Genomic DNA, 23,815 nt, shown 5'->3' on the forward strand with positions numbered 1-23,815 from the left:
CTCGACAGCACGCCACAGAAACCGACCCACTACGACGCATCGACGTTCTCCCGCGCCGCCTCGAGATGCCGACGCTCAACGACAACCTCGTCGGCCCGCTCGTTCGCTTCGCCCGGACTGAACTCGTCTGCAACCTCGCGGATCGCCTTCATCGAGGCGTCCCTGACGAGCGCTTCGAGGTCCGCGCCGGTGTAGCCCTCGAGTTCAGCGGCCAGTTCGTCGAGGGCCACGTCGTCGCCGAGGGGCTTGCCGCGGGTGTGGACTGTGAGGATCTTCTCGCGGGCCTTGCGGTCGGGGTCGCCGACGTAGACGTGGGTGTCGAGGCGGCCGGGGCGGAGGAGGGCGGGGTCGATCTGGTCCTTGCGGTTGGTTGCCGCGAGGACGACCAGGTTCGGGTTCTCGCGCATCCCGTCGAGTTCGGTCAGCAGTTGCGAGACGACGCGTTCCGTGACTTCGTGGCCTTCGCCGCGAGCGGCGGTGATGGCGTCGATTTCGTCGAAGAAGACGATGGAAGGTGCGGCCTGGCGGGCGCGTTCGAACACCTTGCGGATGGCCTTCTCGCTCTCACCGACGTAGCGGTCGACGATTTCTGGACCGTCGACGCGGACGAAGTTCACGTCGGTTTCGCCGGCCAGCGCGCGGGCGAGCAGCGTCTTGCCGGTGCCCGGTGGGCCGTAGAGCAGGACGCCTGAGGGTGGTTGGGTGTTCGTCGCCTCGAAGAGGCGGTCGTAGGTCAGCGGCCACTCGACAGATTCCCGAAGCGTCTGCTTTGCGTCCTCGAGCCCGCCGACGTTGGTGAAATTCGTGTCGGGCGACTCGGCGACGTACTCGCGCATCGCCGAGGGCTCGACGGAGGCGAGCGCCTCGTCGAAGTGGCGCTTTTGTACCGTCGGATTCCGATTCCACGCCTCGCGGTCGTCCGTCTCGGCCGGCCGATCCCGGATCGCCGCCATCGCGGCCTCGCTTGCGACGCCGTCCAGGTCCGCGCCGACGAAGCCGTGCGTCCGACGGGCGAGGGCATCCACGTCGACATCGTCCGCGAGCGGCATCCCGCGAGTGTGGACCTCGAGAATCTCCCGGCGTCCCGTCTCGTCGGGAACGCCGATCTGGATTTCGCGGTCGAACCGGCCGCCGCGACGGAGTGCGGGATCGATGCTGTCGACGCGGTTCGTCGCACCGATGACAATCACTTCGCCGCGTGCGTCGAGGCCGTCCATCAGCGTCAGCAACTGACCGACGATCCGATTTTCGGCGTCGCCGTCGTCGTCTCTCGTCCCCGCAATCGAGTCGATTTCGTCGAAGAAGATGATCGTCGGAGCGTCCTCACGCGCCTGCTCGAATGTCTGGCGCAGCTGCTCTTCGGATTCACCCTTGTACTTCGACATGATCTCCGGCCCCGAAATCGTCACGAAATGGGCGTCGACCTCGTTTGCGACCGCCCGGGCGATCAGCGTCTTCCCGGTCCCGGGCGGGCCGTAGAGCAACACGCCGGAGGGCGGTTCGACCCCGAGCCGCTGGAACAGCTCCGGCTCCGACAGCGGGAGTTCGATCATCTCCCGCACGAGTTCGAGTTCGTCGTCCAAGCCGCCGATATCCTCGTAGGTGACGCCGGAACTGGCTGTGCCGTCTGCCGGCTGCTCGCCAGTGGCTGACGGCGACGAGCCGCCACCAGCCGTGGCTGTGCCAGTGCTCTCGCCGTCACTCTCGGGGGTGGTGGCTGTACTCGAGCCGGTACTGCTACTGGTACCGGAGCCCGCCCCACCACCCGCCGAGCCCGTGACGCGGACCGTCGTTGAACTCGTGATTCGAACGTCACCGCCGGGGGTCGTGTCAACGACGGAAAACGGTTCCTGGCCGACGCCTTCGATTCTGATCTGTTCTCCGGCACGCACCGGTCGGTTTCGCAGCGTCTTGGCCGCCTCGTGTTCTGCGACTTGCTGCTGGCTGGAAGACAGCGTCGGCGGCGGCGTTAGTGTCACGCGCTCAGCGTCGCGGATCGAGGACGTGTCCTTCGTCCGGATGGTAACCGTATCGCCGACGTGAACGCCGGCATTGGCACGGGTGTCGCCATCGATCTGAATCGCGTGCTCCGGAATCGACGCGTCCGCGGGCCACATCTTTGCGACGGTCGTCTTCCCCCCGTCGCCCTCGCCTTCGATGACGATCGTATCGCCACTGAGAACGCCCAACTGCCGGCGAGCAAGCTCAGGTATTCGGGCGACACCTCGGCCCGCGTCGCGCTTCTCGGCTGCTTGGACCGACAGCGAGATGCCATCGGAATCCGACCCACTCATACCCGGTTCTTTCGGCCACGTCGCCTTGAGAATTACCCACGTCACTCCCACCTTGCGAGACGTCCCCGCTGGGAGGAGATCGTCTTCCCTGACCTACCCGACGACACGTCTCAGTGTGCCGGAGCAATGCCTTTGGGTATTCGTGGCCAACTCTCGATATGGTGGTCCAGACCGAGCGGGACGACGCCACCTGGTACGAGTGTGAAACCTGCGGGCTGCTCTTCGATGAGGAGTCCGATGCAACAGCGCACGAAAAACGGTGTGACGGAGCTGATCCGAGCTACATTCAATAACGTCCTGCACTCGCGACGGTCTCGATGAGTCAGCAGCCGATCAACCCGCAGGTGGCCTACTCGAGCCGTTCACGATGAGACGCAGCGAGTTCACCTGCGCGATCGAGCGTGTGTGTCTCGGTCCAGCGGATGCGGTCGCCGTCGCCGTAGGCAAGCGCCGTCTTCAGTTCGTCGCGCAAGACACCGTGGCCGACCGACAGCACCGTGCCGGACTCGTCGCCGAGTTCGTAGACGCCGGGTCGATCCGGTGCACTTGCGACTGCCTCCCGGTCGAGCGTCGTCCAGGCTTTTTGCAGCGGCATGTTACGCGGTGGAGTCCTCACGATGCTGTTCAGGAGTGTCGTCCGACTCGCCGCTCGTGAACTCGTCGGTAGCGGACTCGTCAGTAGCGGGGACGAGTTCGTAGGCGTGTTCGCTCAGTTCGTCCTCGGCGAAGACGAATACCCGCCCGTCGACCAGTGAGAGGTCGGCCTCGACGCGGATCGAGTAGGCGTCTGTCGAGACGGTCACGCCGGGATACAGCACTTCTTCGTCGTCACCGCTGAGTATCACGCGACCGACGCCAGTCGTCTCCAGAATATCGTCGTGGGTGTCCCGGTCGTTGACGTAGGTCATGACGCCCTCGACGCCGTCGGGGTCGGTGACGAGGACGTGGACGTCCTTCCCCGGCGAGGTCTTGATCGACTCCGTGACGGGTTCGGGTGGTCCGTGGTAGAAGACCTCCCGGCCGTCGAGGTACTGGACGACAACCCCGCCCTCGACGAGGTTGACGGTGATCGTACTCGGAGCGACGTTATTGCGTGCGCTCATTGTTCGCCCGTTCGGGCGGAGTTGGGAAAAGCGGTGCGTTCTCGCCGATTGTACGCCGGTCGCGATACCGAAACGCCCGGCGGGAAGCCCCGAACGGCACCGCGAGCAGCGAGTATCGGCTTCACTCCGAGCGCGGATCGAACGGAACGAACCAGCTTGCAAAGCCGCTCGGATCTGGGTCGTTCTCCGCCCGGAATCGAGACCACTCGACAACGAGCTTTCCTAGAACGACTCCCGTGGCAAAGAAGAATTCGAGCGTCCCGCGCGTCGGAACGACGCCGAATACTTCTCTGACGGTTCCCATGATCAGGAAGAGTGAGAACCCGCCGACAAGCGTGGCGAGCGCAAGAAAAACGATCGCGAAGAAGATGACTCGACAGGGAATCTCGAGGACCATGTGTGCAGACAGGTCCTCGTACCGTTTCGTCGCAAAGAACTCGCGACGCAACTCGACGAGATGGGAACCGATCGTGGCGAGCACCGCCGCGATGAGAGAGGGAGACACGATCGATTCGACAACCGGGTATAGGCCGAAGCTACCGAGCGGGAGTAGCAGGAATCCAAGCCCCCAGACAACGGACATAACGATAATTCTGATGTTTCGTGGGTAAATCGGCGGAATCGATCCTCCGAGATTGATGGTGGTTGGATTATCGCCCCATTTCGACTCGGACAACTCTTTTCCCCGGTTCACTCCCGGCAAGAAGAGATTCCGCCCCTCGAGCACGATCCGTCGTTCGGCGAAAAGCGCCGCCCCGCTGTACGCCAAAAGCATGACCGCGACTTCGATCCAATAAATCGCCAGCACCTCGCCGATGCGCCAGTCGAACCAGAGAACGCCTCCGAGGGGGAGCAGATTCGAGAGCAGAGTCGGAGCAAACGCAGTGACAGTGGGGCGGTTTCGCGTTCGCCGATCGAACTCCATCGAGCTGACAAATTGCGTAGCAGTCACTAAGTACTGTCTCTTCTCGAGGCGAGTTCCTGCCGCGCCGGCCGGAAAGTACGGAGTCGCATATGACGACCAGACTGTGGGTACTCAGCGACCGGTTTCGATCCCGTGCTCTCCTTGCCACCGGGAGAAGACTTGTCAGAACCGCCAGCCGTAAGTACGCACTCTGTGAGTCTTCTCGTATGGACGGCCGCGCCGTCGCACCCGCAGCCGGAACGGTCCTCAACGCCCTTGCAACAGGAACCGGTTCGGCCTTCGCGATCGACCTCGAGACGACCGCGACGGTCGAACTCACCGACAGTGGCGAAACCGTCGGCCGGGTCGACGGCCACCCGGACGCGGACACGACGCTCATCGAACGCTGCGTCGACCTGACCCTCGACGAGTTCGCCGCGTCGGCCGGCCTCGATCGGTCCACCGTCGGCGCTCGCGTTCGCACCGAAAGCGAGGTTCCGATGGCCGGCGGGTTGAAGAGTTCGAGCGCGGCGGCCAACGCCACCGTTCTCGCGACGCTCGATGCACTGGCAGTCAGCGACGCCGTCGATCGCATCGACGCCTGTCGACTCGGCGTCCGCGCCGCTCGCGAGGCCGGTGTCACCGCGACCGGCGCGTTCGACGACGCCAGCGCGAGCATGCTCGGCGGCGTGACGATCACCGACAACACGAGCGACGAGCTGCTCGCCCGCGACGAACCCGACTGGCACGCGGCGGTCTACACGCCGCCGACGCAAGCCTACAGCGCTGACGCCGACACCGCCGCCTGTGAGCGCATCGCGCCGATGGCTGAACTCGTCGAAGAACTCGCACTCGATGGGCGCTACGGCGAGGCGATGACGGTTAATGGCTTCGCGTTCTGTGGCGCGCTCGAGTTCTCGACGGGGCCGATGCTCGACGCACTGCCGGACGTAACCGGGGTGTCGCTGTCTGGGACGGGACCCAGCTACGTCGCCGTCGGCGACCGCGACACGCTGGCCGGCGTTCGAGAGCGGTGGGACGAGCGCGAGGGAACGACACGATTACTGCAGACCCGAACAGACGGGACACGTATTCAAACACCATGACGCCAGATTCAGCTTCGAACGGAGACGAGATCGCAAGCGAGAACCGAACACCGGACGAGATGGATCTCAAAGAACTCCGCGAGGAGATTGAGACGATCGACCAGGAGATCGTCGAACTGATCGCCCAGCGAACCTACGTCGCGGATACGATCGCAGCGGTCAAAGACGAGAATGACCTGCCGACGACCGACGAGAAGCAAGAGGAACAGGTAATGGTGCGAGCGGGGCAGAACGCAGAGCAGTTCGATGTCGACGCGAATCTGGTGAAGGCAATCTTTCGGTTGTTGATCGAACTGAACAAGGTCGAGCAAAGAAGCAATAGATGATTAAAAATTGAGCGAATGATTGGACAAACATCCAGTATTTAATGTCCGGGTTGCCATATATGGTTCACTATTTCAGCGGCTGCTTGTATACGTAGCTGGCCCGCTCCATTCCGGCCCGCTCTTCATAGAAGCGATGTGCATCCTCGCGCTGGAGTCCAGAAGAGAGTGCGACGAGTTCACAGTTGTTCACCTCGGCCCAGTCTTCGACGAACGAGAGGAGTTTCGATCCGTGTCCCGCCGATCGGTGGTCGGCATCCGTTACTAATTCGTAGACCCACACGTGCCGACCATAGTACATGTTCACCTGAACTCCGACGCCAGCGAGCGAAACGATTTCGTCGTCTACCGAGACGGCGAAGAACCGGTATCCCTCGGCGGTCATCTCGCGGAGGTAGTCGAGATAAGATTCCTCGTCTAGATGAGTTCGCAATTGGTTCAACACCGGAAACGCAGCCACCCATTCTTCTTCCGTCTCCAATTCGTGAACTCGTGTCTCAGTCATCTCTTGGAGAGATGAGCGAGTACGTGTTAGTAGTCCATCAAATTTAACGTCTACTGAACTGGACTGGGAGGTTGTCGGTGCGATCGAGTGAGTATGGACAAAACCGTGTCATCCAGATGGCCTTGAGCCGTCACTCGACAATCTCGTCGAGCCGTTCCAGGTGAAACTCTATTGCACCCAACTGAACAAAATCCTAAAACACCTACCGAAGGCAAGTTGTTCGTTGTACATATCCTTTTCTGCCCATGCGGGAAGCTCTAGTATTCGTAGGCTGGCTCCAATATGTTACAAAAGAGCGACACCAGGTGTAGTCGATCCACTCAGACGACTCGAGTATTGTGCCCATGAGCTTACAGATACCGTTCTCTCAACCGACGAAGCGTCCGTGCGATCGGTGGAGCCACTGTATTCGATTGCGCCGTCACCTACCTCCCCAAGTTCGAGCATCCAGTGACATTGCTCCAAGCCCGTTCGGTGCTGCTTACCATATCATATGTGAGTTCAGAACACAACCAGCTAATCAGATGAGAAATGCTGGAGAATGATAGCAGTGAGGGTGATTAACACGCCTCCCCAAACCAGGAGGTATACTGGCCCCTCAGGAGTGGAGCCAATTTCCCGGAGAATCAGATCGATTGCAGCAACTACCGAAATTTGAAAGCCGAGTATCGCAAGTAAGTTCTCATCCATAGCTGAGTTGATATAATTCTACCATTAAAACCGTTGCTGTTATATTCGGCTAGTCACCTGCATAGAATGCTATGAGTCCACTTGTTGAGGTTTTCGCCCCTGTCGTTCATGGATAACTCAGATTGATGTGGGAAGGTATCATAGAAGAATTGGATCTCATAACACGGATGTTGTGAGTATGTTATACGTGCTGTTTTCGGCAGGTAGAGCAGTAATAGCGTATTCTCAAGTAGCGTAGCCCGATACGAAATTGGCTTCATAACACGGCTGCATCCGTCTTTAGTTAGGAGACGAATCGCGTGACAGCGGCGGCTTATCGAGGTATGTTTGCGGAAGGAACGAGGAGGCGACAAGTGTGCAAAAGACGTCTCCTCATTTCGAATTATGCCTCGGCTCACTACACTGTTTCCCTCCGAGTTCCTCGAAGAGCACGCCAAGGAACTCGGCGTGGTCGAACGCGACCGCAAGCTCCGGATTCCTGCCTTCGTCTGGGCATTCGTGTTCGGCTTCGCCGCAGGCGAGAGCCGAACACTCACTGGGTTCAGACGGAGCTACAACGCTACAGCGGATGAAACGATCTCTCCTGGCGGATTCTATCAGCGTCTGACTCCCTCGCTCGCGGAGTATCTCCGCGACCTCGTTGAGCGAAACCTCGACGAGGTCGCTGTCCCGGATACAGTTGATACAGATTTCGACCGGTTCCATGACGTGATGGTCGCTGACGGGACAATCCTGCGGTTACATCGATTCCTCGCTGATGCGTACGAACCATGGAAAGGGGAGCAGGGTGGAGCGCGGCTCCACCTGCTCCACAACGTCACTGATCAGACGATAGACCGGTTCAGCGTCACTGACGAAAAAGCACACGATAGCACAGAGTTTGACACAGGTCCGTGGCTCAAAGACCGGTTAGTACTGTTCGATCAAGCGTACTTCAAGTACCGCCGTTTCGCACTAATCGACGAGAATGACGGCTACTTCGTGAGTCGGCTCAAATCAAACGTGAACCCGGAGATAACCGGAGAATCGCGGGAATGGCGTGGCGACGCCATTCCCTTGGAGGGTGAGAAGATCCACGACGTGGTTGATGACCTCTATCGGTAGTATATCGATGTTGAGATCGAAGCAGAATTCCAGCGGAGAGAGTATGCAGGGACGCAGTCGTGGGACACGAAGACGTTCCGCGTCGTCGGCGTCCTCGTTGCGGACGCCGACGACTATCATCTATATATTACGAATCTCCTGCGAGAAGAGTTCTTACCGGCAGATCTAGCGACGATCTACCGCTGCAGATGGGAGGTTGAGTTGTTATTCCGCGAATTCAAGACGCAATACTCGTTGGACGAGTTTTCCACAAGCAGAGGGTGTCATAGAACGCTTCTTCCACCGTGATGATCGTGCTTCCCGGATTGTCTCCGCGTTCGTAGTTGGTGATAGCGACGACGAGACGAAGGCACAGGGCAATGAAACACCTGCGCTCTTGCGTGGACGCGGCCTCGGGCGTGCGTTCGCCCGAGGCCGCAGTCCTTCACTGATTCGTTGGTTCGTTCGACTCCAGTAGGTCGGTTGTACGTCTCATCTACCGTTGATTGCTTCAGCTGGACGTCCTCGCTGTGTTTTTCGATGCGGTCTTCGACCCTGTACTCGATGTCTTTCGGGTCATCAGCGTTCCGTGCGTTGTACGAGCAACTGGCACGACCACCTGCTGGCCGCAGGGGTCATGCCAGTCAAGCGTGTCATAGGTACTGTCACCAACCATCCAGATTGGTTGCTTGACGGCGAACGCGTCACGTATGACGCGCATCGCCGTCTCTTCTGGCGCTTGTTTGCTCTCGGTGAACTCGACAGCTATTGGGATCTTTTGGCCGGTCGAGACGATCGTACAGCCGTAGCCGTAGTAGTATTCATCATCGGTTGGATCGTAGCATTTTGATGCGTCTTGATCGGCAGGCATCGTCCTCACATTTGACGAATCGATGCAGTAGGTCAAGTCGAGCAGGCCGCGGCAGGCGGCCTGCTTGACGAGGTGGTCGAACACCTCGTCAACGATGTGTTCGAGATCGGTGAGGAAGCGATCGACCGCGTCTCTCGACGGCGGTCGATCGAACCCACAGCTCAGCCAGACAACCGTGTTCTGAAGCTCCCGCTCAACGGGGCGAATGCCGTAGATGTCCTTGTAGTAGCAATGGAGAAAGCCGCGCATCAGCTCAGGTGGTTCATGCTCTCGTGTTCGCCCCGTCTCCGCCGGGGCGAACACGTCGAACTCTTCAAGAAACTCGAAGGAGAGGTGCTCAAACAACGCTAACGTCTCTGTCTCCGCGACATTGAAGAACGAGTCTACCGAAGGATGATCTTGCAGGGTCGCTGGGCTCATACCACCTCAGCGTTCACCCTGCTCTTTGGTGTGCTAATCGTTCTATGATACCCTCTATCACACGCTACCTGTAGCGCCGTTATTGTTTCTTCGTCGGAGTGTTCGATGGCCATAGTGCAGTCCCCGCGAGAGGCTACGCCGTGAACTCGCATGTAGGCACCGAGTGGGCGGCATGCACCCCCTGACTCGCGTGCAGTTGCTGCAACCGTCTATCGCTACGAGCCGTCACACGTCACTCGCTTACCGATCCGAGCGTGAGCGGTCGCGACTCGCGTCGGTAGCGCTCGAACGCCGATTCCGCCCATTCGCACGTCGTCGGCACATCGGTATCGAGTAGCAGTTGCACCGCGCCGCTCCGTCGGTCGGCGCAGCTAACGGCGACGCGGTCGTCGAAGAGACTGATGCCGTAGGGCGGCAGGTCGTCGTGCGCGCGGACCGTGAGATTCCCGCTTTCGAGCGGCCCGGCGCAGTGCTCCCCGTAGGTCGCGAGAATGGAGCGGGCGACGCTCGGCGGGTCGATGATCTCCGTCCGCATCCCGTCGAGAACTCGCTCTCGAAGCTCGTCCTTACAGGGTTCGAGCAGGGCGATATCGAACCCGACGAACCGAAATCGGTCGGTCTCTTCGAACAAGGATGCGAACCGGTTTACCGGACGGTACGGCGCATCGACCTCCGCAACTGTCACGACCGCGTCGGTCGCCATTTCGATGGTGAACCCGCTCCCCTCACTCGGGAGCCACTGCCAGGTGTCACGAAGCTTTCGCTCGGTTTCGAGCCGGTCGATCAACTCCCGCAGCCCCGCCGCGACGAACGCGCCCAACTGCGTCGTTTCGTACCGCTTGCCGGTCCGCCTGATCCAGTTGCGCTCTTCGAACGCCCGCAGCGTCCGCCCGACCGTGGACGACGACGCCCCCGTCTCCCTCCGAAGCGCAACTCGACTCCGAGGCCGGTCGGCCAGCGCATCGAGCACGGCCACGCGATGTTCCGACCGCGCGAGGAACTCGATGTCGTCGAGCGGCGTGCTCGTGGCTCTCGACATCATGGTACTAATACGCACACGCTCGACATAGCTGTTCGGATCGCCAAGCGCACTTCGAACACGCCGTCTCGCTGCCGGCGACTCAGGCTGCTCATCGTCTCCCGTCATCGACGAGCGACTGAACTCGTGTGAAAACGAACGATAGTCCCGTCCGGCAGGTTAGAGATACCCTTCCTCGGCGAGCCGTTCGATACCCTCCTCGAGTCGCTCTTCGCTCGCCGCGTAGGAGATGCGGGCGTAGCCGGGCGTCCCGAACGCGCTGCCGGGAACCGTTGCGACGTGGGCGTCCTCGAGCGCTCCCTCGCACCAGGCCTGATCGTCGTCGGCGACGGGAAGCATCATGTAGAACGCGCCGTCCGGAACCGCAACGTCGACATCGTGTTCGTCGAGCAAGTCGATGACGAGTTCACGTCGCTGGCCGAAGGCGTCGACCATCTGGGTGACGGCGTCGTCGGTGTGTTCGAGGGCTTCGACGCCGGCGTGTTGGACGAAGTTGACGGCCGACGACACGGAGTGGCTGTGGAGTTTGCCGGCCTGATCGATCAGGTCCTCGGGGCCGGCGAAGTAGCCGAGCCGCCAGCCGGTCATGGAGTAGGCCTTCGAGAAGCCGTTGACGGTGATGGTGCGATCGGCCATGCCGTCGAACGTTCCCAGACTGGTGGGTTCGACGCCGTAGGTAATCTCCTTGTAGATTTCGTCGGAGATGACGGTGATGTCGTGCTCGACGGCGAGGTCGCGGACGCCCTCGAGTGCGGCGTCCGTGTAGACGGCACCGGTCGGGTTCGACGGCGAGTTCACGATGAGCAGCTCGGTTTCGTCGGAGACGGCGGCCGCCAGGTCGTCGAGGGCGGGTTCGAGCTGGAAGTCGGAGTCGGAGAGGTCGACGCGGGTGAGGTCGCCGCCGGCCATCTTGACCATGGCCTCGTAGGAGACCCAGGCGGGGTCAAGCAGTGCGACCTCGTCGCCGTCCTGAATCAGGGCCTGGACGATCTCGTAGAGCGCCTGCTTCGCGCCGGGGGTGACGATGATCTCATCGGGGCCGTGGTCGAGGCCGTCAGCGGCGAGTTTGTCCGCGATGGCCTCGCGGAGTTCGAGGATGCCGGCGGAGGTCGTGTAGCCGGTGTGGCCGGCGTCCATTGCGTCCTGGCCGGCGTCGACGATGTTCTGTGGCGTCGGGAAGTCGGGTTCGCCGACGGACAGATCGACGACGTCTGCGCCCTCTTGCTCGAGTTCGGTGGCGAGCGCGGAGATGGCGAGGGTTGCGGACGGTTCGACTCGGGTCAGGCGGTCGGTGAATTCCATGGTCATTGCTGGAACTGAGTTCGATTTCGGGATGCGTCGTGGTCGTTTTAGTCGGTGGTACGCGACGGTGACTCGGGATCGGGTAGTTCGTCGACGAGATCGAGCGCGCTGTCGACTGCTTTCGCAGCGTTTTCGATGCGCTCGCGGGACTCGGCCGCGGACATGCCGGGGCCGGTGACGCCGAGTGTGACGGGAGTATCACGCTCGAGGCTCACGTCTGCGAGCCGCTGGGCGGTCGCGTCGGAGATAACCTGATCGTGGTCGGTGTCGCCGGTGATGACGGTCCCGATGACGGCCACGGCGTCGACGGCCTCGAGTCGCGCGAGGCGGTCGGCGGCCAGCGGGGCGTCGTACACCCCGGGGACGTGGACGATGTCGTGTACCTCGGCTCCCGCAGCCTGGGCTGCCTCCGCGGCTTCGTGCTCCATCTGCTCGGTGATCGGTCGATTGAACTCCGCGACCACCAGTCCGAGCGTGGTCATACGCGAGCCGAGGTGAGCGGGCGTAAAAGAGGTACCGTTCTCGCCGAATGTATCCTCAAGTCGGAACCCGACGGTGTCGGCTGGCTTGCCGGGAAAGCGGACCGGCTCCATTATCGCCGGTAACGGACTCATATCTAGTGTTTCTGTACTGTTCAGTAAATGCCGCACAAGGGTTTAGGAGTACATATCGAGTAGATCCTGCTAGCGGTACTACCCACTACCATGAGTGCAAGTCCACACCAGAATCTGGCCATTATCGGCCACGTCGACCACGGAAAGAGTACGCTCGTCGGGCGACTCCTCTACGAGACGGGGAGCATCCCTGAGCACGTCATCGAACAGCACCGCGAGGAGGCCGAAGAGAAGGGCAAGGGCGGCTTCGAGTTCGCCTACGTGATGGACAATCTCGCCGAGGAGCGCGAACGCGGCGTCACCATCGACATCGCCCACCAGGAGTTCTCGACGGACGAGTACGACTTTACCATCGTCGACACGCCGGGCCACCGCGACTTCGTCAAGAACATGATCACGGGCGCGTCCCAGGCGGACCACGCCGTTCTCGTCGTCGCCGCCGACGACGGCGTCGCGCCCCAGACCCAGGAACACGTTTTCCTTGCACGAACGCTCGGCATCGACGAACTCATCGTCGCCGTCAACAAGATGGACGTCGTCGACTACGAGGAATCCACCTACGACGAGGTCGTCGAGGAGGTTACCCAACTGCTCAATCAGGTGCAGTTCAACACCGAAGACGCCTCGTTCATTCCCGTCTCGGCGTTCGAAGGTGACAACGTCGCGGACGTCTCCGATAACACGCCGTGGTACGAGGGTGAAACCATTCTCGAGGCCCTCAACACGCTGCCGGAGCCGGAGCCGCCGACGGATGCACCGCTTCGCCTGCCGATCCAGGACGTGTACACGATCTCGGGTATCGGTACCGTCCCGGTCGGCCGCATCGAAACCGGCGTCATGAACACCGGCGACACCGTTTCCTTCCAGCCCAGCGACGTGGGCGGCGAAGTAAAGACGATCGAGATGCACCACGAGGAAGTGCCGAAGGCCGAACCCGGCGATAACGTCGGGTTCAACGTCCGCGGCATCGGCAAGGACGACATCCGCCGCGGCGATGTCTGCGGTCCGGCCGACGATCCGCCGAGCGTCGCCGAGACCTTCCAGGCCCAGATCGTCGTCATGCAGCACCCGTCCGTGATCACGGCCGGCTACACGCCGGTCTTCCACGCCCACACGGCACAGGTCGCCTGCACGATCGAATCCATCGATCAGAAGATCGACTCCTCGAGCGGCGAAGTTGCCGAGGAAGACCCCGACTTCATCCAGTCGGGCGACGCTGCTGTGGTCACCATCCGACCCCAGAAGCCCCTCAGCATCGAACCGTCTAGCGAAATCCCCGAACTCGGGAGCTTCGCCATCCGCGACATGGGCCAGACCATCGCGGCCGGCAAGGTCCTCGACGTCAACGAGAAATAACGAGCATCGGAAATCCGATTTCGTTGTTCGGAATCGAGTTCGAAACTGAAACGACCACTCTGGTACTACAGCTTCGAACTGAACACCCCCTATAATTCCGCATCGCAGTACTTGCATATTATTTGCTCCGGGTCGTTCGGCGCTCCATACGCAGGGCAATTTTTCACTGGCGGAGCAGAACTCTGCGTGTGATTCTTCCGTCTCTGCTCCCGATCCACTTGAAGGATCCGATGGCGAGTAACACCCCAAAAAATAGCCATCCAATGGGCCCCATACCAACGAACCCTTGGAAAAGCAACCAGATGACGAAGAGAAGGCCGATAACTTGGAGGGCGTCTCGGAGCGACATACAAACGGCTTCTTTCAGTGCGGGAAACGCCTTCTTATCAGACACACATCACTCGTCCCCGGAATTAAACTAGACGAGCCATGCTACCGTGATACCTGTGTCACCTGTACTGAACGCGAGTTCACGGAAGCGTCTACAGGCGGCGCAGGCCGAGTGCTTCGGAGTCGTTCGGAAATCGAAGATTTTCGTGATGACGAGACACAACGGTCTCGAATCACTTGACCCTGAGACGGTTCACAGACCGAGATTGCGCGCCGAGCCGCTGATACTCACGGGAAACCGCGTTCGATCCGCTGCCTCGAGAACTCGTAACGTCGTAACTGCCCGAACTCGATCGTTCGGAATCGCTCAGTAGTGGCCCATCACGCCGCGGTCGCGAGTTCGCTCGACCAGGGACAGAAAGACGAGGTAGCCGCCGACGAGGTAGACGGTGCTGTTGACGAGCAGTGCTGCGAGTTCGGATATAGGGAACTGCCAGAGACTCGTTCCCGCGGTCATCGAACGGATGATGAGGGAACTGCCGGGGCTGATCGGGAGCAACGCGAGGGTGGGGCCCCGGAGCGCGCCGGGTGCGGCGATCAGGCCGGCAAAGCCAAAGCGAAGCAGTTGCTGGACGTTTTCGAGCCGTTTGTAGAGCAGGGAGAGACCGGCCACAACGTAGCCGATGCCGATCGCCGGGAGGATCGTCACGACGAGCAGCGGGACGATAGTGAGGAGTTCGATCGAGAGCGTCCGCCCGGTCGTGACGATCATCGCGGCAAGGAGGGAAAGCGCGAGACCGCTACTGAGGACGACGTTGAACACTGCTTCGACGGACAGGATGCGACCGATGCCGGCGGGCGAGAGATACAACTGTTCGAGCGTCCCCCATTGAGCCTCTCGCATGACGCTCCCGGCGACATCGAAGTAGGCTGCGCTGGTGGCGAGAAAGAGGAAGAACCCAACGACGGTGATATCGAGCGCACCGTCGGTGTTCGCCCCGCCGATCGAGCGGCCGCCGAGAAAAACCAGTGCGAACGTCGCATACATGGTGAACACCCGGAGTGCCGTGTTCATCCAGTATCGCCTGAGAAGGACGAGTCGTTTTTCCACGACGGCGGCGACGAGTCTAGACGGATTAGTCATCACTGGCCACCCGCTCGGTTTCGATAATGCGCAGGAACACCGATTCGAGGTCCGGTTCGAGTGATTCGACCGAGACGAACGTCGTCCCGGAGGTTCGAAGGACGGCCATCAACTCGTAGAACTCGTTTCCCTGTACGTGGGTCGCATCGAACTGGTGCGTAACGGTCTCCCCGTCGCCGCGGGTCGTCCACGCTGTCGCGCCAAACCGTTCCTCGAGTTCAGTCCGAACGCCGTTCGATAACTGGCCGTCGACGGTCACGCGAACGACGCGCGTCTGAAACAGGTCGAGGAGGGTATCGACCGATTCATCAGCCAGAACCGTCCCCTCGTTCAGGATGATAACCCGGTCGCACAGGGCCTCGATCACCTGCATGTCGTGACTCGAAACGAGGACTGTCCGCCCCTCCTGTGTTGCCAGTCGTCGGAGTTCCCGGCGGAGTTCGAACGAACTCTCGACATCGAGGCCAAGCGTGGGCTCATCGAGAACGACGATGGGGGTCTCTCGAACGAGGGTGCACGCCAGCGAGGCTTTCTGCTTCTGTCCGCGAGAGAGTTCGTTGACCGGGTCGTCGGCCCGGTCAGCGAGACCGACCTGTTCGAGCAGGCGATCGATTCGGTTGGGATCGGCGGGCTGGCCGCCGATTCGGGCGAAAAACCGGATGTTTTCGCGAACGGTAAGCCGCCAGTAGATGTTCCGGGCCCCTTCGAGCATCGCGGCGACGGACTGGGAGGCACCAGTCGGCGATTCAGTGGCGGAGACACCGTTAATGCGTGCTGTCCCGCTGGTCGGACGGATTAGTCCAAGGAGCAACTTGATCGTCGTCGTCTTGCCGGCCCCGTTCGGTCCGAGCAGTCCGACGACGGATCCCGTTTCGACAGTGAATGAGATGTCGTCGACTGCAGTGGTCGTCCCCGCGTCGGTCTCGTAGGTCTTCCGCAGCGAATCGACCGTCAGTATCGGCTCTGACCGATCGCTGGCGACCGCCTCCGTTCCATCGGACCGTTGTCCCAGCACACGACCATCCGAAATCATGTATTACTATACCAACACCACCCAGGATATACCTTCGGATTCTTCGATGAATAATACTCGCTTGAACGCCGTCTGACGCACTCGCTCACCGATTGCCAATTCTTAAGCGGGGCCCCCGTCAATGCCCGCCTAATGACGACGTTACAGACCCCAGGACCAACGATCGGCGTCGTCGGCGGCGGCCAACTCGGGCGCATGCTCGCGGAGGCAGCGGCACCGCTCGGCGTCGAGGTCGTCGTCCTCGATCCGACAGCCGACTGCCCGGCCGCACCGGTCGCTCGCGACCAGATCGTCGCCGACTTCGGCGACGAAGCCGGCATCCGCGAACTCGCCGCTCGCGCCGACGTGCTCACCTTCGAAATCGAACTCGCCGACCAGGACGTTTTAGAGCGCGTCAGCGAGGACTCCGGCACACCGGTCCACCCCAAGCCAGCAACGCTCGAGACGATCCACGACAAACTCGTCCAGAAACGTGAACTCGAGGACGCGGGCGTTCCCGTCCCGCCGTTTCGCAAGGTTATGGACGCCGCCGACATCTGCGCTGCGATCGACGACTACGGCGCGCCGGTCATGCTCAAGGCTCGAACCGGCGGCTACGACGGCCGCGGGAACGTTCCAGTCGAGTCCAAAGCGGACGCCGAGGCCGCACTCGACTCCGTCGCCGGCCCCGCCATGGTCGAGGCCTTCGTCGAGTTCGAGCGCGAAATTTCGATCATCGCGGTCAAAAGCAAGAACGAAATCGCGACGTTCCCGATCGGCGAGAACGTCCACGAGGACGAGATTCTGCGGGAGACGATCGTGCCGGCAGGCTCCTCCGACGCGGTTGCAGAACGCGCTCGCGAAGTCGCTTCGGATGTCCTCGACGTGATGGAGGGCCGCGGCGTCTACGGCATCGAATTGTTCGAAACGAGCGACGGCGAGATCCTGCTCAACGAAATCGCCCCGCGCCCGCACAACTCCGGCCACTGGACCATCGAGGGCGCACAGAGTTCGCAGTTCGAACAGCACGCGCGGGCGGTTCTGGGGTGGCCCCTCGCCGCGACCGATCTCCGCTCGCCGACGGTGTCGATGAACCTGCTCGGTGACGTCGAGGAGTCCCAGTCTGCGACGTTGCACCACGCAGATCGGATTCTCGAGATGCCGGGTGCGGCCCTCCACTGGTACGGCAAGCGAGAGGCGCGGCCCCTGCGAAAACTGGGTCACGTGACGCTGTCCGGACGCGACGGCGAGACAACCGATGAATTACTCGAGACCGCGCGCGAACTCAAGCGGTCCGTTACGTTCACGTCGGAGTGACCGCCACTACCTACTATGAGTGACAGCGTTTCCGACCTGATCGACCGACTCCACGAGGAAGCCACACAGGACCGCCCAGCGGCCGAGACGCCGGACGTTGGCATCGTGATGGGCAGCGACTCCGACCTCGAGACGATGCTGACCGGCGGCGAGCGCCGCGGAGCCTACGACGCGTTCGTTGATGAACTTGGCTTTGCCGAGCAGACCGACTACGAAAACGCCCCCGACGAGCGGTTTACGTTCGAAACGTACGTCACCTCGGCCCATCGGACGCCGGACCTGATGGCAGCCTACGCCGAGACGGCAGAAGAGCGCGGACTCGACGTCATCATTGCCGGTGCGGGCGGGAAATCTGCTGATCTGCCGAATATGACCGCCTCGATCGCGTATCCGCTGCCGGTCATCGGCGTCCCCGTCCAGGAGAAGTCCGTCGACAGCGTGATCGGGATGCCGACCGGCGCGCCGCTCGTCGCCGTCGACGCCGGCAAGTCCTTCAATGCCGCCCTCTCTGCCGCACAGATCCTTGCTCGTCAGTACGACGACGTGCGCGACCGCCTCGTCACCTACCACGATGGACTGCGCGACGGCGTCGGTACCGTTTCGCGCGAACTCCACGACGAGGGAACACCTGCCTTCCGAGAGCGCGAGCAGTAATCACGCACCACCTGCCACTTCCCCGGCGTGGTCGTCCAACGTTCATCGTTCTTCATCGCCGCTCCTATCGTCTGTAATCAGCCAATTCCCGATTCGCTCGCGTGGAAACGACTACGGCAAGTATACGCCAAGTATTCGGACAGGCCGTTTATCCCTGATCTCTCGGCTTGGCCCGTGTTGACCCGGAAAACGAACAATCAACCCTTATGTGCGTGCGGTTTAAACTCCCGAACGTTACGGAGATGAACGATTGGATAGCGATCGGGGCACTCGCGCTCGTCGGAGTCCTGATACCGCTCAGTATGATGGCGGTATCGGCGCTGCTACGTCCGAGTGTGCCCGAAACGAGCAAACGTGCCACCTACGAGAGCGGTGAGGTTCCGACCGGCGGCACACGCGTCCGGTTTAACATCCAGTACTACATGGTTGCGCTTCTGTTCCTCGTCTTCGATATCGAAACCGTCCTCCTGTTTCCCTGGGCGGTCGTGTACCTGGATGCCATCGAATCGGATGCCGTGTCGCTGCTCGATATCCTCGGCCCGATGGTGCTTTTCGTCGCGATCCTGCTCGCGGGACTTGCATGGGCATGGCGAAACGGTGCCGTCCAGTGGGCACAGACACCTCGTCAGGTAGACACGGAGCGGAATCGACCATGAGCACGAGCACGAGCCAGACACCATGAGTAGCGACGAACCACAACAAACGATTCACGACAGCACAGCGCCGTCGACGGACACCCGTGAGGCCCGGATCGGCGAGGGTGTCGACGATCGCTTCAACTCCAGACTTCGCGAGGCGTTCGGCGCATCCCCGTTCATCCTCACGAAGTTCGACGAGTTCATGAACTGGGTGCGCGGGAACTCGATGTTCATGCTCCAGTTCGGGATCGCCTGCTGCAGCATCGAGATGATGCACACGTACGCGATCAAACACGACCTCGACCGATTCGGGGCCGGCGTTCCGCGTGCGTCGCCGCGACAGGCCGACGTGATGATCGTTCCGGGAACAATCGTCTCGAAGTTCGGGCCACGTATGAAGCGCGTCTACGATCAGATGCCCGAACCAAAATTCGTCGTCGGGATGGGGTCCTGTACGATTTCGGGCGGCCCGTTCCAGGAAGGGTACAACGTCGTCAAGGGTGCCGAGGAGATCATCCCGATCGACATCCACGTCCCCGGCTGTCCGCCGCGACCTGAAGCCCTGATCTACGGTGTCCTCAAACTCCAAGAGCGGATCAAAAACGGTGAGTCCTCGGCCGTCGTCGTCAAACCGTACGAACTCGAGGAGTTCGGCGATCTGCCGAAGGACGAACTGGTTCAGAAACTCGCAGACCAGATCGACGAGGACGACCTCGTCATGCGGTATAACTGGGCTGATTCACCATGAGCACGGGCACGGAATCCGAGGTCGAGTCGGAGCTGACACAGCCAGCGTCCGGCGCCGACGAAGCCGAACTCGAGGCGCTGCTCGGTGACCGCGCGATCGCACGCGAGGAACATCTGAACGCACCGGGATTCGTCATCAATCCCAACGACGTGCAGGCGGTTCTTTCGGACCTTCGGGACGAGGCCGGCTACGACCACCTCTCGTGTGTCACTGCACAGCAGTACGAAGACCGGTACGAGTCGATCTACCACCTGAAGAAGTTCGCCGATCCGACCGATGAACTCAGCATCGTCGTTCCGACGACGACCGAGAATCCGGTCAGCCAGAGTGCTGAACCGGTGTTCCGGACGGCCGACTGGCACGAGCGAGAGGCCTACGACCTCATCGGCGTCGAATACGAGGGGCACCCGGACCTCCGACGGATTCTCCTGCCCGAGACCTGGCAGGGACATCCGCTCTCGGGGGATTACGATCAAGAAAAACCGCAACTCGTCACGCTGACGGAGCATCAGAACCCGATCCAGCCCGACCACCGAGAGGCCGATTCGGACACGATGTTCCTGAACATCGGGCCGCACCATCCGGCAACTCACGGTGTCCTTCACGTCGAAACGGTACTCGACGGCGAGACCGTCGCCGATGTCGAGCCGGATATCGGCTATCTCCACCGGTGTGAAGAGCAGATGTGTCAGTCGGGAACCTACCGCCACCAGATCATGCCCTACCCCGACCGCTGGGACTACGTCTCGGCGGGCCTGTTGAACGAGTGGGCCTACGCGCGGGCGATCGAAGATCTGGCCGACGTCGAGGTCCCCGAGTACGCGCAGGTCATCCGGACGATGGGCGCTGAACTCTGCCGGATCGCCTCGCACATGCTCGCACTCGGAACGTTCGCACTCGACGTTTACGGCGAGTTCACCGCGACGTTCATGTACACGTTCCGCGACCGGGAGGTCATCCAGGATCTGCTGGAGGATCTGACGGGCCAGCGGATGATGTTCAACTACTTCCGGGTCGGGGGCGTCGCTTGGGATCTGCCCGAACCGCGCGAGGAGTTCTTCGCGCAGGCGCGGGACTTCCTCGACGAACTCCCGGCGAAGGTCGCGGAGTACCACGACCTGATCACTGGGAACGAAATCTTCCAGACCCGGTGTATCGACACGGGCGTCTTAGAGCCGGACGTCGCGAAAAGCTACGGCTGTACGGGCCCGGTCGTTCGCGGCTCCGGTGTCGACTACGATCTCCGTCGAGACGATCCCTACGGGTACTACGACCAACTCGATTGGGACGTTATCACTCGCGACGGCTGTGACAACTACGCCCGCGTCCTCTGTCGGATGGAAGAAGTCGAGGAGTCCGCAAAGATCATCGAGCAGTGTCTCGACCTGCTCGAAGAATGGCCCGAAGACGAACGTGACGTCCAGGCCAACGTCCCCCGGACGCTGAAGCCGGACGCCGACACCGAGATCTACCGGGCCGTCGAGGGTGCCAAAGGTGAACTCGGCATCTACATTCGCTCCGACGGCACGGACAAGCCCGGTCGGTTCAAGATCCGAAGTCCGTGCTTCTCGAACCTGCAGGCGCTCGCCGAGATGTCCGAAGGGGAGTACATCCCCGACCTGATCGCGTCGCTCGGCAGCCTCGATATCGTCTTAGGTGAGGTGGATCGATGAACGCGGCGACGGCCACACCGCTCCAGTCGGACGTGCTGTTACCCGAGCGTCTCGGCGATCTCACCGGCCTGAACGAGTTCGGTCTCGCCGGCGAGTTGCTCTCGACGCTCATCGGTGCGGTCATCGTCGGGAGCCTGATCCTTGCGATGACCGCCGTCGCCGGTCCTTGGGCGAAGCGAAAGATAACGGCCTCCTTTACGGACCGAATCTCGATCAACCAGATCGGGCCGGCCGGCATCGGCATCATCATCGCGGACGCGGTTCGGATGCTCTCGAAGGAGAACATCATTCCGGAGAACGCGGACCGACCGGCCTACGACCTCGCGCCGATCGTCATCGTGGGATCGGCGCTCCTCGGGTTCGCCGTGATCCCGATGGGAAGCGGCATCCAACTTGCGGATCCCGAAGTCGGCCTGGCGTTCGCCTTCGCCGTCGCCGGGATCGCCTCGATCGGGCTCGTGATGGCCGGCTACGCTTCGGGCAACAAGTACTCGCTGCTCGGCGGCTTGCGCGCGGTCGCACAGAACGTCGCCTACGAGATCCCGCTCGTCGTGACCGGAATGTCCGTCGTGCTGTTTGCGGGCTCGCTGCAGATGAGTACGATCGTCGATGCGCAGGCCGAGCCGCTCGTCGACCTAGGAATCACGGCGATCCCACAGTGGTACGCGCTCGTCAACCCGTTCGCGTTCGTCCTCTTTCTGATCGCGAACTTCGCCGAGGTCGGGCGCAACCCGTTCGACATGCCGGAAGCGCCGGCTGAACTCGTCGCCGGCTACCAGACCGAGTACTCCTCGGTCTACTTCGTGCTGGTCTACCTCGGCGAGTTCCTCCACATCTTCCTCGGCGGGGCGATCATCTCGACGATCTTCCTCGGTGGCCCCGACGGGCCGGGTCCAGAGGCACTCGGCATCGTCTGGTTCACCCTCAAAATCTGGGGCGTGTTCTTCCTGACGCAGTGGCTGCGCTCGGCGGTACCGCGCGTACGAATCGACCAGCTTATCGAAATCGGCTGGAAGGGACTGCTCGTCCTGTCCTTTGCGAATCTCGGACTGACTGCGGCAATCGTAGGGGTGATAGCATGATCGGGGTACTCAAATCGATGGCAACGACGATGAAACACGCACTGGACGGCTCCACCTTCACGGTGGAGTATCCGAGCACGGCACCGGACGTGTCGCCACGATTCCGCGGCGTCCACAAGTTCAGCCAGGAACGGTGCATCTGGTGTCGCCAGTGCGAGAACGTCTGTCCGAATGACACGATCCAGATCGTCATGGACGACAAGCGAAACGGCGAACAGTACAACCTCCACATCGGCCAGTGTATCTACTGCCGCCTCTGCGAGGAGGTCTGTCCCGTCGACGCCATCCTGCTCACGCAGAACTTCGAGTTCACCGGCGATACCAAACACGACCTCGTTTACAACAAAGAGGAGCTGAAGTCGGTACCGTGGTACAAGGATATCGACCCGCTCGAGTCGCGCGAACCGGATCGGGGCGCGTGGATCGGCGAGGGAGACGGGGAGGTCGATTACCAGTAACTGGGTCGCCCGTCCCCGAAACGGGCAGTTGAACACAACAATGATATACGAGCAGATCGCGTTCGCGCTGTTTGCGTTCATCACGCTCGCCAGCGCGCTGGGTGTGGTTCTCTTGCGAGAGCCGTGGCACTCAGCGCTCATGCTCGGCGTTGCGCTGTTGAGCATCGCGGTCCACTTCGTGATGCAGGCGGCCGAGTTCGTCGCGATGATGCAGGTTCTCGTCTACGTCGGCGGGGGGCTCATCCTCATCACGTTCGCCGTGATGCTGACGGAGCGTGAGGACGCGACAGACGATACGGAGACGAACGCCGACGAGGTGGTACAGACATGACGACCAAGCCGCGACTCCGGGTCGGACGGGTGCTCCTTCCGGGCGTCCTCGCGGTCGGCCTCTTCGGGCTGATGGCGCTGATCGTCCTGAATACGAGCTTTGGCGGGAGCCAGGGATTCCCCGAGAGTATTGCGATCACATCTGAACTCGGGTACGCGATGTTCCAACTCGATGAACTCCAGTCCACCGCGGGATCGATTCCGAACACGGAGTCGTTCCTCGCGGCGTTCTTCCTGATCGCCGTCGTCCTCGATGCGGCCCTTGACGGGGCGATCGTCCTCGCAAAGCGCGAGGAGGGAGGGAAACCGGTCGTCGCACTGCCGAGCCAGCGTGACGATGCCGAACCGGCTCGGTCCGCGACGGGACGTGAGACGGTTGCAGATGGCGGTTCAGATTCGACCGAGAGTGTGACAACTACCGGATCCGACGCTGATTCTGCTACTGATTCGACGGCCGCCGGCAATGGCAACGACGATAACGATGGCGACGGCAACACAGGAGGTGACGCCTGATGGCGGTCGAGGTTCAGTACTACGTCCTCCTGTCGATGGCCCTGTTCTCGATCGGGCTCTTTGGCATTCTGACGCGTCGCAACGCACTGCTGTTTCTGATGTCCGTCGAACTCATGCTGAACGCGGCCAACATCAATCTGATCGCGTTCGCATTTTATCACGGCAACCTCACTGGGCAGGTGTTCGCTCTGTTCACCATGGCGCTTGCCGCCGCAGAGGTTGCAATCGGACTCGGAATCTTGCTGGTGTTGTACCGTAATTTCCGTGACGTCGATGTCACGGTTCCAACGACGATGAGGTGGTAAG

25 protein-coding genes and 2 pseudogenes are annotated in these 23,815 nt (G+C 61.3%); 15 read left to right on the forward strand and 12 right to left on the reverse strand.

The window, feature by feature from the left end; translation table 11 throughout:
* Window positions 1–29: 29 nt before the first annotated feature.
* Complete coding sequence (locus C484_RS20085) at window positions 30–2,294, reverse strand: AAA family ATPase (RefSeq protein WP_006827707.1); 2,265 nt, start codon at window positions 2,292–2,294, stop codon at window positions 30–32.
* A 158-nt stretch (window positions 2,295–2,452) separates the two neighbouring features.
* On the opposite strand from C484_RS20085, the gene C484_RS24705 reads away from it, so the two are divergent.
* Window positions 2,453–2,587 (forward strand): DUF7128 family protein, encoded by a 135-nt coding sequence (locus tag C484_RS24705; RefSeq protein WP_006109449.1) that lies wholly within the window; start codon window positions 2,453–2,455, stop codon window positions 2,585–2,587.
* Between the two features lie 56 nt (window positions 2,588–2,643).
* Here the strand turns inward: C484_RS24705 and C484_RS20095 are convergent, their stop codons facing one another.
* The 3 genes from C484_RS20095 to C484_RS20105 all read right to left on the reverse strand — a co-directional run bounded on the left by C484_RS20095 (window position 2,644) and on the right by C484_RS20105 (window position 4,322).
* Window positions 2,644–2,889, reverse strand: coding sequence for a DUF7508 domain-containing protein (locus C484_RS20095; protein ID WP_006827708.1), 246 nt, complete (start codon window positions 2,887–2,889; stop codon window positions 2,644–2,646).
* Window position 2,890: 1 nt separating this feature from the next.
* On the reverse strand, window positions 2,891–3,397 hold the full coding sequence (locus C484_RS20100; protein WP_006827709.1) for a DUF5796 family protein: 507 nt from the start codon (window positions 3,395–3,397) through the stop codon (window positions 2,891–2,893).
* A 121-nt stretch (window positions 3,398–3,518) separates the two neighbouring features.
* Window positions 3,519–4,322 carry a DUF6498-containing protein gene (locus C484_RS20105; protein ID WP_006827710.1) on the reverse strand — a complete coding sequence of 268 codons (804 nt, stop codon included), beginning with the start codon at window positions 4,320–4,322 and terminating at the stop codon, window positions 3,519–3,521.
* 206 nt (window positions 4,323–4,528) lie between these two features.
* Here C484_RS20105 and C484_RS20110 point away from each other — a divergent pair, with 206 nt between their 5' ends.
* Both C484_RS20110 and C484_RS20115 read left to right on the forward strand, forming a co-directional pair.
* Window positions 4,529–5,407 (forward strand): shikimate kinase, encoded by an 879-nt coding sequence (locus C484_RS20110; protein ID WP_006827711.1) that lies wholly within the window; start codon window positions 4,529–4,531, stop codon window positions 5,405–5,407.
* Window positions 5,404–5,733: a chorismate mutase gene (locus C484_RS20115; protein WP_006827712.1), complete on the forward strand. Its 330-nt coding sequence runs from the start codon at window positions 5,404–5,406 to the stop codon at window positions 5,731–5,733. The genes C484_RS20110 and C484_RS20115 overlap by 4 nt, the downstream gene beginning before the upstream one ends.
* Before the next feature lie 67 nt (window positions 5,734–5,800).
* On the opposite strand, the gene C484_RS20120 is transcribed toward C484_RS20115, so the two are convergent.
* Together C484_RS20120 and C484_RS23805 are read right to left on the reverse strand one after the other, a co-directional pair.
* On the reverse strand, window positions 5,801–6,235 hold the full coding sequence (locus C484_RS20120; RefSeq protein ID WP_006827713.1) for a GNAT family N-acetyltransferase: 435 nt from the start codon (window positions 6,233–6,235) through the stop codon (window positions 5,801–5,803).
* A 516-nt stretch (window positions 6,236–6,751) separates the two neighbouring features.
* Window positions 6,752–6,925, reverse strand: a complete 174-nt coding sequence (locus C484_RS23805) for a hypothetical protein (protein WP_169332886.1) — start codon at window positions 6,923–6,925, stop codon at window positions 6,752–6,754.
* A 384-nt stretch (window positions 6,926–7,309) separates the two neighbouring features.
* On the opposite strand from C484_RS23805, the pseudogene C484_RS20125 reads away from it, so the two are divergent.
* Window positions 7,310–8,284 (forward strand): annotated as a pseudogene (locus tag C484_RS20125) (IS4 family transposase); the annotation flags it as partial.
* 25 nt (window positions 8,285–8,309) lie between these two features.
* On the opposite strand, the pseudogene C484_RS20130 reads toward C484_RS20125, so the two are convergent.
* The 4 genes and pseudogenes from C484_RS20130 to ribH all read right to left on the reverse strand — a co-directional run.
* A pseudogene (locus tag C484_RS20130) lies at window positions 8,310–9,299 on the reverse strand (transposase); the annotation flags it as partial.
* A gap of 232 nt (window positions 9,300–9,531) precedes the next feature.
* Window positions 9,532–10,341: a helix-turn-helix transcriptional regulator gene (locus C484_RS20135; protein ID WP_006827716.1), complete on the reverse strand. Its 810-nt coding sequence runs from the start codon at window positions 10,339–10,341 to the stop codon at window positions 9,532–9,534.
* 156 nt (window positions 10,342–10,497) lie between these two features.
* The gene (locus tag C484_RS20140; RefSeq protein ID WP_006827717.1) at window positions 10,498–11,646 is read right to left on the reverse strand and encodes a pyridoxal phosphate-dependent aminotransferase; all 1,149 of its coding nucleotides are present in this window, start codon (window positions 11,644–11,646) and stop codon (window positions 10,498–10,500) included.
* Between the two features lie 41 nt (window positions 11,647–11,687).
* On the reverse strand, window positions 11,688–12,122 hold the full coding sequence (gene ribH, locus C484_RS20145; protein WP_049915805.1) for a 6,7-dimethyl-8-ribityllumazine synthase: 435 nt from the start codon (window positions 12,120–12,122) through the stop codon (window positions 11,688–11,690).
* 222 nt (window positions 12,123–12,344) lie between these two features.
* Between ribH and tuf the strand changes: the two genes are divergently transcribed.
* A complete protein-coding gene (gene tuf, locus C484_RS20150; RefSeq protein ID WP_006827719.1) occupies window positions 12,345–13,610 on the forward strand; it encodes a translation elongation factor EF-1 subunit alpha in 1,266 nt (421 codons plus the stop codon).
* Between the two features lie 697 nt (window positions 13,611–14,307).
* On the opposite strand, the gene C484_RS20160 is transcribed toward tuf, so the two are convergent.
* Window positions 14,308–15,084 (reverse strand): hypothetical protein, encoded by a 777-nt coding sequence (locus C484_RS20160; RefSeq protein WP_006827721.1) that lies wholly within the window; start codon window positions 15,082–15,084, stop codon window positions 14,308–14,310.
* Window positions 15,077–16,117, reverse strand: coding sequence for an ABC transporter ATP-binding protein (locus C484_RS20165; protein WP_152422763.1), 1,041 nt, complete (start codon window positions 16,115–16,117; stop codon window positions 15,077–15,079). Before C484_RS20165 ends, C484_RS20160 begins: the two co-directional genes overlap by 8 nt.
* A gap of 132 nt (window positions 16,118–16,249) precedes the next feature.
* On the opposite strand from C484_RS20165, the gene C484_RS20170 reads away from it, so the two are divergent.
* The 10 genes from C484_RS20170 (at window position 16,250) to nuoK (ending at window position 23,814) form a co-directional block, all read left to right on the forward strand.
* Window positions 16,250–17,413 (forward strand): 5-(carboxyamino)imidazole ribonucleotide synthase, encoded by a 1,164-nt coding sequence (locus C484_RS20170; protein WP_006827723.1) that lies wholly within the window; start codon window positions 16,250–16,252, stop codon window positions 17,411–17,413.
* A 15-nt stretch (window positions 17,414–17,428) separates the two neighbouring features.
* Window positions 17,429–18,067 (forward strand): AIR carboxylase family protein, encoded by a 639-nt coding sequence (locus C484_RS20175; RefSeq protein WP_006827724.1) that lies wholly within the window; start codon window positions 17,429–17,431, stop codon window positions 18,065–18,067.
* 242 nt (window positions 18,068–18,309) lie between these two features.
* The gene (locus C484_RS20180) at window positions 18,310–18,723 is read left to right on the forward strand and encodes an NADH-quinone oxidoreductase subunit A (RefSeq protein ID WP_006664003.1); all 414 of its coding nucleotides are present in this window, start codon (window positions 18,310–18,312) and stop codon (window positions 18,721–18,723) included.
* 22 nt (window positions 18,724–18,745) lie between these two features.
* Window positions 18,746–19,453, forward strand: coding sequence for an NADH-quinone oxidoreductase subunit B (locus C484_RS20185; protein ID WP_006109471.1), 708 nt, complete (start codon window positions 18,746–18,748; stop codon window positions 19,451–19,453).
* Window positions 19,450–21,126: an NADH-quinone oxidoreductase subunit D gene (locus C484_RS20190; protein WP_006827725.1), complete on the forward strand. Its 1,677-nt coding sequence runs from the start codon at window positions 19,450–19,452 to the stop codon at window positions 21,124–21,126. The genes C484_RS20185 and C484_RS20190 overlap by 4 nt, the downstream gene beginning before the upstream one ends.
* The gene (locus tag C484_RS20195) at window positions 21,123–22,208 is read left to right on the forward strand and encodes a complex I subunit 1/NuoH family protein (protein ID WP_006827726.1); all 1,086 of its coding nucleotides are present in this window, start codon (window positions 21,123–21,125) and stop codon (window positions 22,206–22,208) included. Before C484_RS20190 ends, C484_RS20195 begins: the two co-directional genes overlap by 4 nt.
* A complete protein-coding gene (locus C484_RS20200; RefSeq protein WP_006109474.1) occupies window positions 22,205–22,666 on the forward strand; it encodes a NuoI/complex I 23 kDa subunit family protein in 462 nt (153 codons plus the stop codon). The genes C484_RS20195 and C484_RS20200 overlap by 4 nt, the downstream gene beginning before the upstream one ends.
* Before the next feature lie 40 nt (window positions 22,667–22,706).
* The gene (locus tag C484_RS20205; protein WP_006827727.1) at window positions 22,707–22,997 is read left to right on the forward strand and encodes an NADH-quinone oxidoreductase subunit J; all 291 of its coding nucleotides are present in this window, start codon (window positions 22,707–22,709) and stop codon (window positions 22,995–22,997) included.
* On the forward strand, window positions 22,994–23,509 hold the full coding sequence (locus C484_RS20210) for a hypothetical protein (RefSeq protein ID WP_006827728.1): 516 nt from the start codon (window positions 22,994–22,996) through the stop codon (window positions 23,507–23,509). Before C484_RS20205 ends, C484_RS20210 begins: the two co-directional genes overlap by 4 nt.
* On the forward strand, window positions 23,509–23,814 hold the full coding sequence (gene nuoK, locus C484_RS20215; protein ID WP_006109477.1) for an NADH-quinone oxidoreductase subunit NuoK: 306 nt from the start codon (window positions 23,509–23,511) through the stop codon (window positions 23,812–23,814). The genes C484_RS20210 and nuoK overlap by 1 nt, the downstream gene beginning before the upstream one ends.
* Window position 23,815: the final 1 nt, after the last annotated feature.

The sequence above is a fragment of the Natrialba taiwanensis DSM 12281 genome, assembly GCF_000337595.1.
In the GTDB taxonomy this organism is placed as follows: Archaea; Halobacteriota; Halobacteria; order Halobacteriales; family Natrialbaceae; genus Natrialba; species Natrialba taiwanensis.

Excerpts from the sequence above, each read along its gene's own strand:
- C484_RS20085 (WP_006827707.1), bottom strand. The coding sequence starts at position 2,294 with ATGAGTGGGTCGGATTCCGATGGCATCTCGCTGTCGGTCCAAGCAGCC.
- C484_RS24705 (WP_006109449.1), top strand. The coding sequence starts at position 2,453 with ATGGTGGTCCAGACCGAGCGGGACGACGCCACCTGGTACGAGTGTGAA.
- C484_RS20095 (WP_006827708.1), bottom strand. The coding sequence starts at position 2,889 with ATGCCGCTGCAAAAAGCCTGGACGACGCTCGACCGGGAGGCAGTCGCA.
- C484_RS20100 (WP_006827709.1), bottom strand. The coding sequence starts at position 3,397 with ATGAGCGCACGCAATAACGTCGCTCCGAGTACGATCACCGTCAACCTC.
- C484_RS20105 (WP_006827710.1), bottom strand. The coding sequence starts at position 4,322 with ATGGAGTTCGATCGGCGAACGCGAAACCGCCCCACTGTCACTGCGTTT.
- C484_RS20110 (WP_006827711.1), top strand. The coding sequence starts at position 4,529 with ATGGACGGCCGCGCCGTCGCACCCGCAGCCGGAACGGTCCTCAACGCC.
- C484_RS20115 (WP_006827712.1), top strand. The coding sequence starts at position 5,404 with ATGACGCCAGATTCAGCTTCGAACGGAGACGAGATCGCAAGCGAGAAC.
- C484_RS20120 (WP_006827713.1), bottom strand. The coding sequence starts at position 6,235 with ATGACTGAGACACGAGTTCACGAATTGGAGACGGAAGAAGAATGGGTG.
- C484_RS23805 (WP_169332886.1), bottom strand. The coding sequence starts at position 6,925 with ATGGATGAGAACTTACTTGCGATACTCGGCTTTCAAATTTCGGTAGTT.
- C484_RS20135 (WP_006827716.1), bottom strand. The coding sequence starts at position 10,341 with ATGATGTCGAGAGCCACGAGCACGCCGCTCGACGACATCGAGTTCCTC.
- C484_RS20140 (WP_006827717.1), bottom strand. The coding sequence starts at position 11,646 with ATGACCATGGAATTCACCGACCGCCTGACCCGAGTCGAACCGTCCGCA.
- ribH (WP_049915805.1), bottom strand. The coding sequence starts at position 12,122 with ATGACCACGCTCGGACTGGTGGTCGCGGAGTTCAATCGACCGATCACC.
- tuf (WP_006827719.1), top strand. The coding sequence starts at position 12,345 with ATGAGTGCAAGTCCACACCAGAATCTGGCCATTATCGGCCACGTCGAC.
- C484_RS20160 (WP_006827721.1), bottom strand. The coding sequence starts at position 15,084 with ATGACTAATCCGTCTAGACTCGTCGCCGCCGTCGTGGAAAAACGACTC.
- C484_RS20165 (WP_152422763.1), bottom strand. The coding sequence starts at position 16,117 with ATGATTTCGGATGGTCGTGTGCTGGGACAACGGTCCGATGGAACGGAG.
- C484_RS20170 (WP_006827723.1), top strand. The coding sequence starts at position 16,250 with ATGACGACGTTACAGACCCCAGGACCAACGATCGGCGTCGTCGGCGGC.
- C484_RS20175 (WP_006827724.1), top strand. The coding sequence starts at position 17,429 with ATGAGTGACAGCGTTTCCGACCTGATCGACCGACTCCACGAGGAAGCC.
- C484_RS20180 (WP_006664003.1), top strand. The coding sequence starts at position 18,310 with ATGAACGATTGGATAGCGATCGGGGCACTCGCGCTCGTCGGAGTCCTG.
- C484_RS20185 (WP_006109471.1), top strand. The coding sequence starts at position 18,746 with ATGAGTAGCGACGAACCACAACAAACGATTCACGACAGCACAGCGCCG.
- C484_RS20190 (WP_006827725.1), top strand. The coding sequence starts at position 19,450 with ATGAGCACGGGCACGGAATCCGAGGTCGAGTCGGAGCTGACACAGCCA.
- C484_RS20195 (WP_006827726.1), top strand. The coding sequence starts at position 21,123 with ATGAACGCGGCGACGGCCACACCGCTCCAGTCGGACGTGCTGTTACCC.
- C484_RS20200 (WP_006109474.1), top strand. The coding sequence starts at position 22,205 with ATGATCGGGGTACTCAAATCGATGGCAACGACGATGAAACACGCACTG.
- C484_RS20205 (WP_006827727.1), top strand. The coding sequence starts at position 22,707 with ATGATATACGAGCAGATCGCGTTCGCGCTGTTTGCGTTCATCACGCTC.
- C484_RS20210 (WP_006827728.1), top strand. The coding sequence starts at position 22,994 with ATGACGACCAAGCCGCGACTCCGGGTCGGACGGGTGCTCCTTCCGGGC.
- nuoK (WP_006109477.1), top strand. The coding sequence starts at position 23,509 with ATGGCGGTCGAGGTTCAGTACTACGTCCTCCTGTCGATGGCCCTGTTC.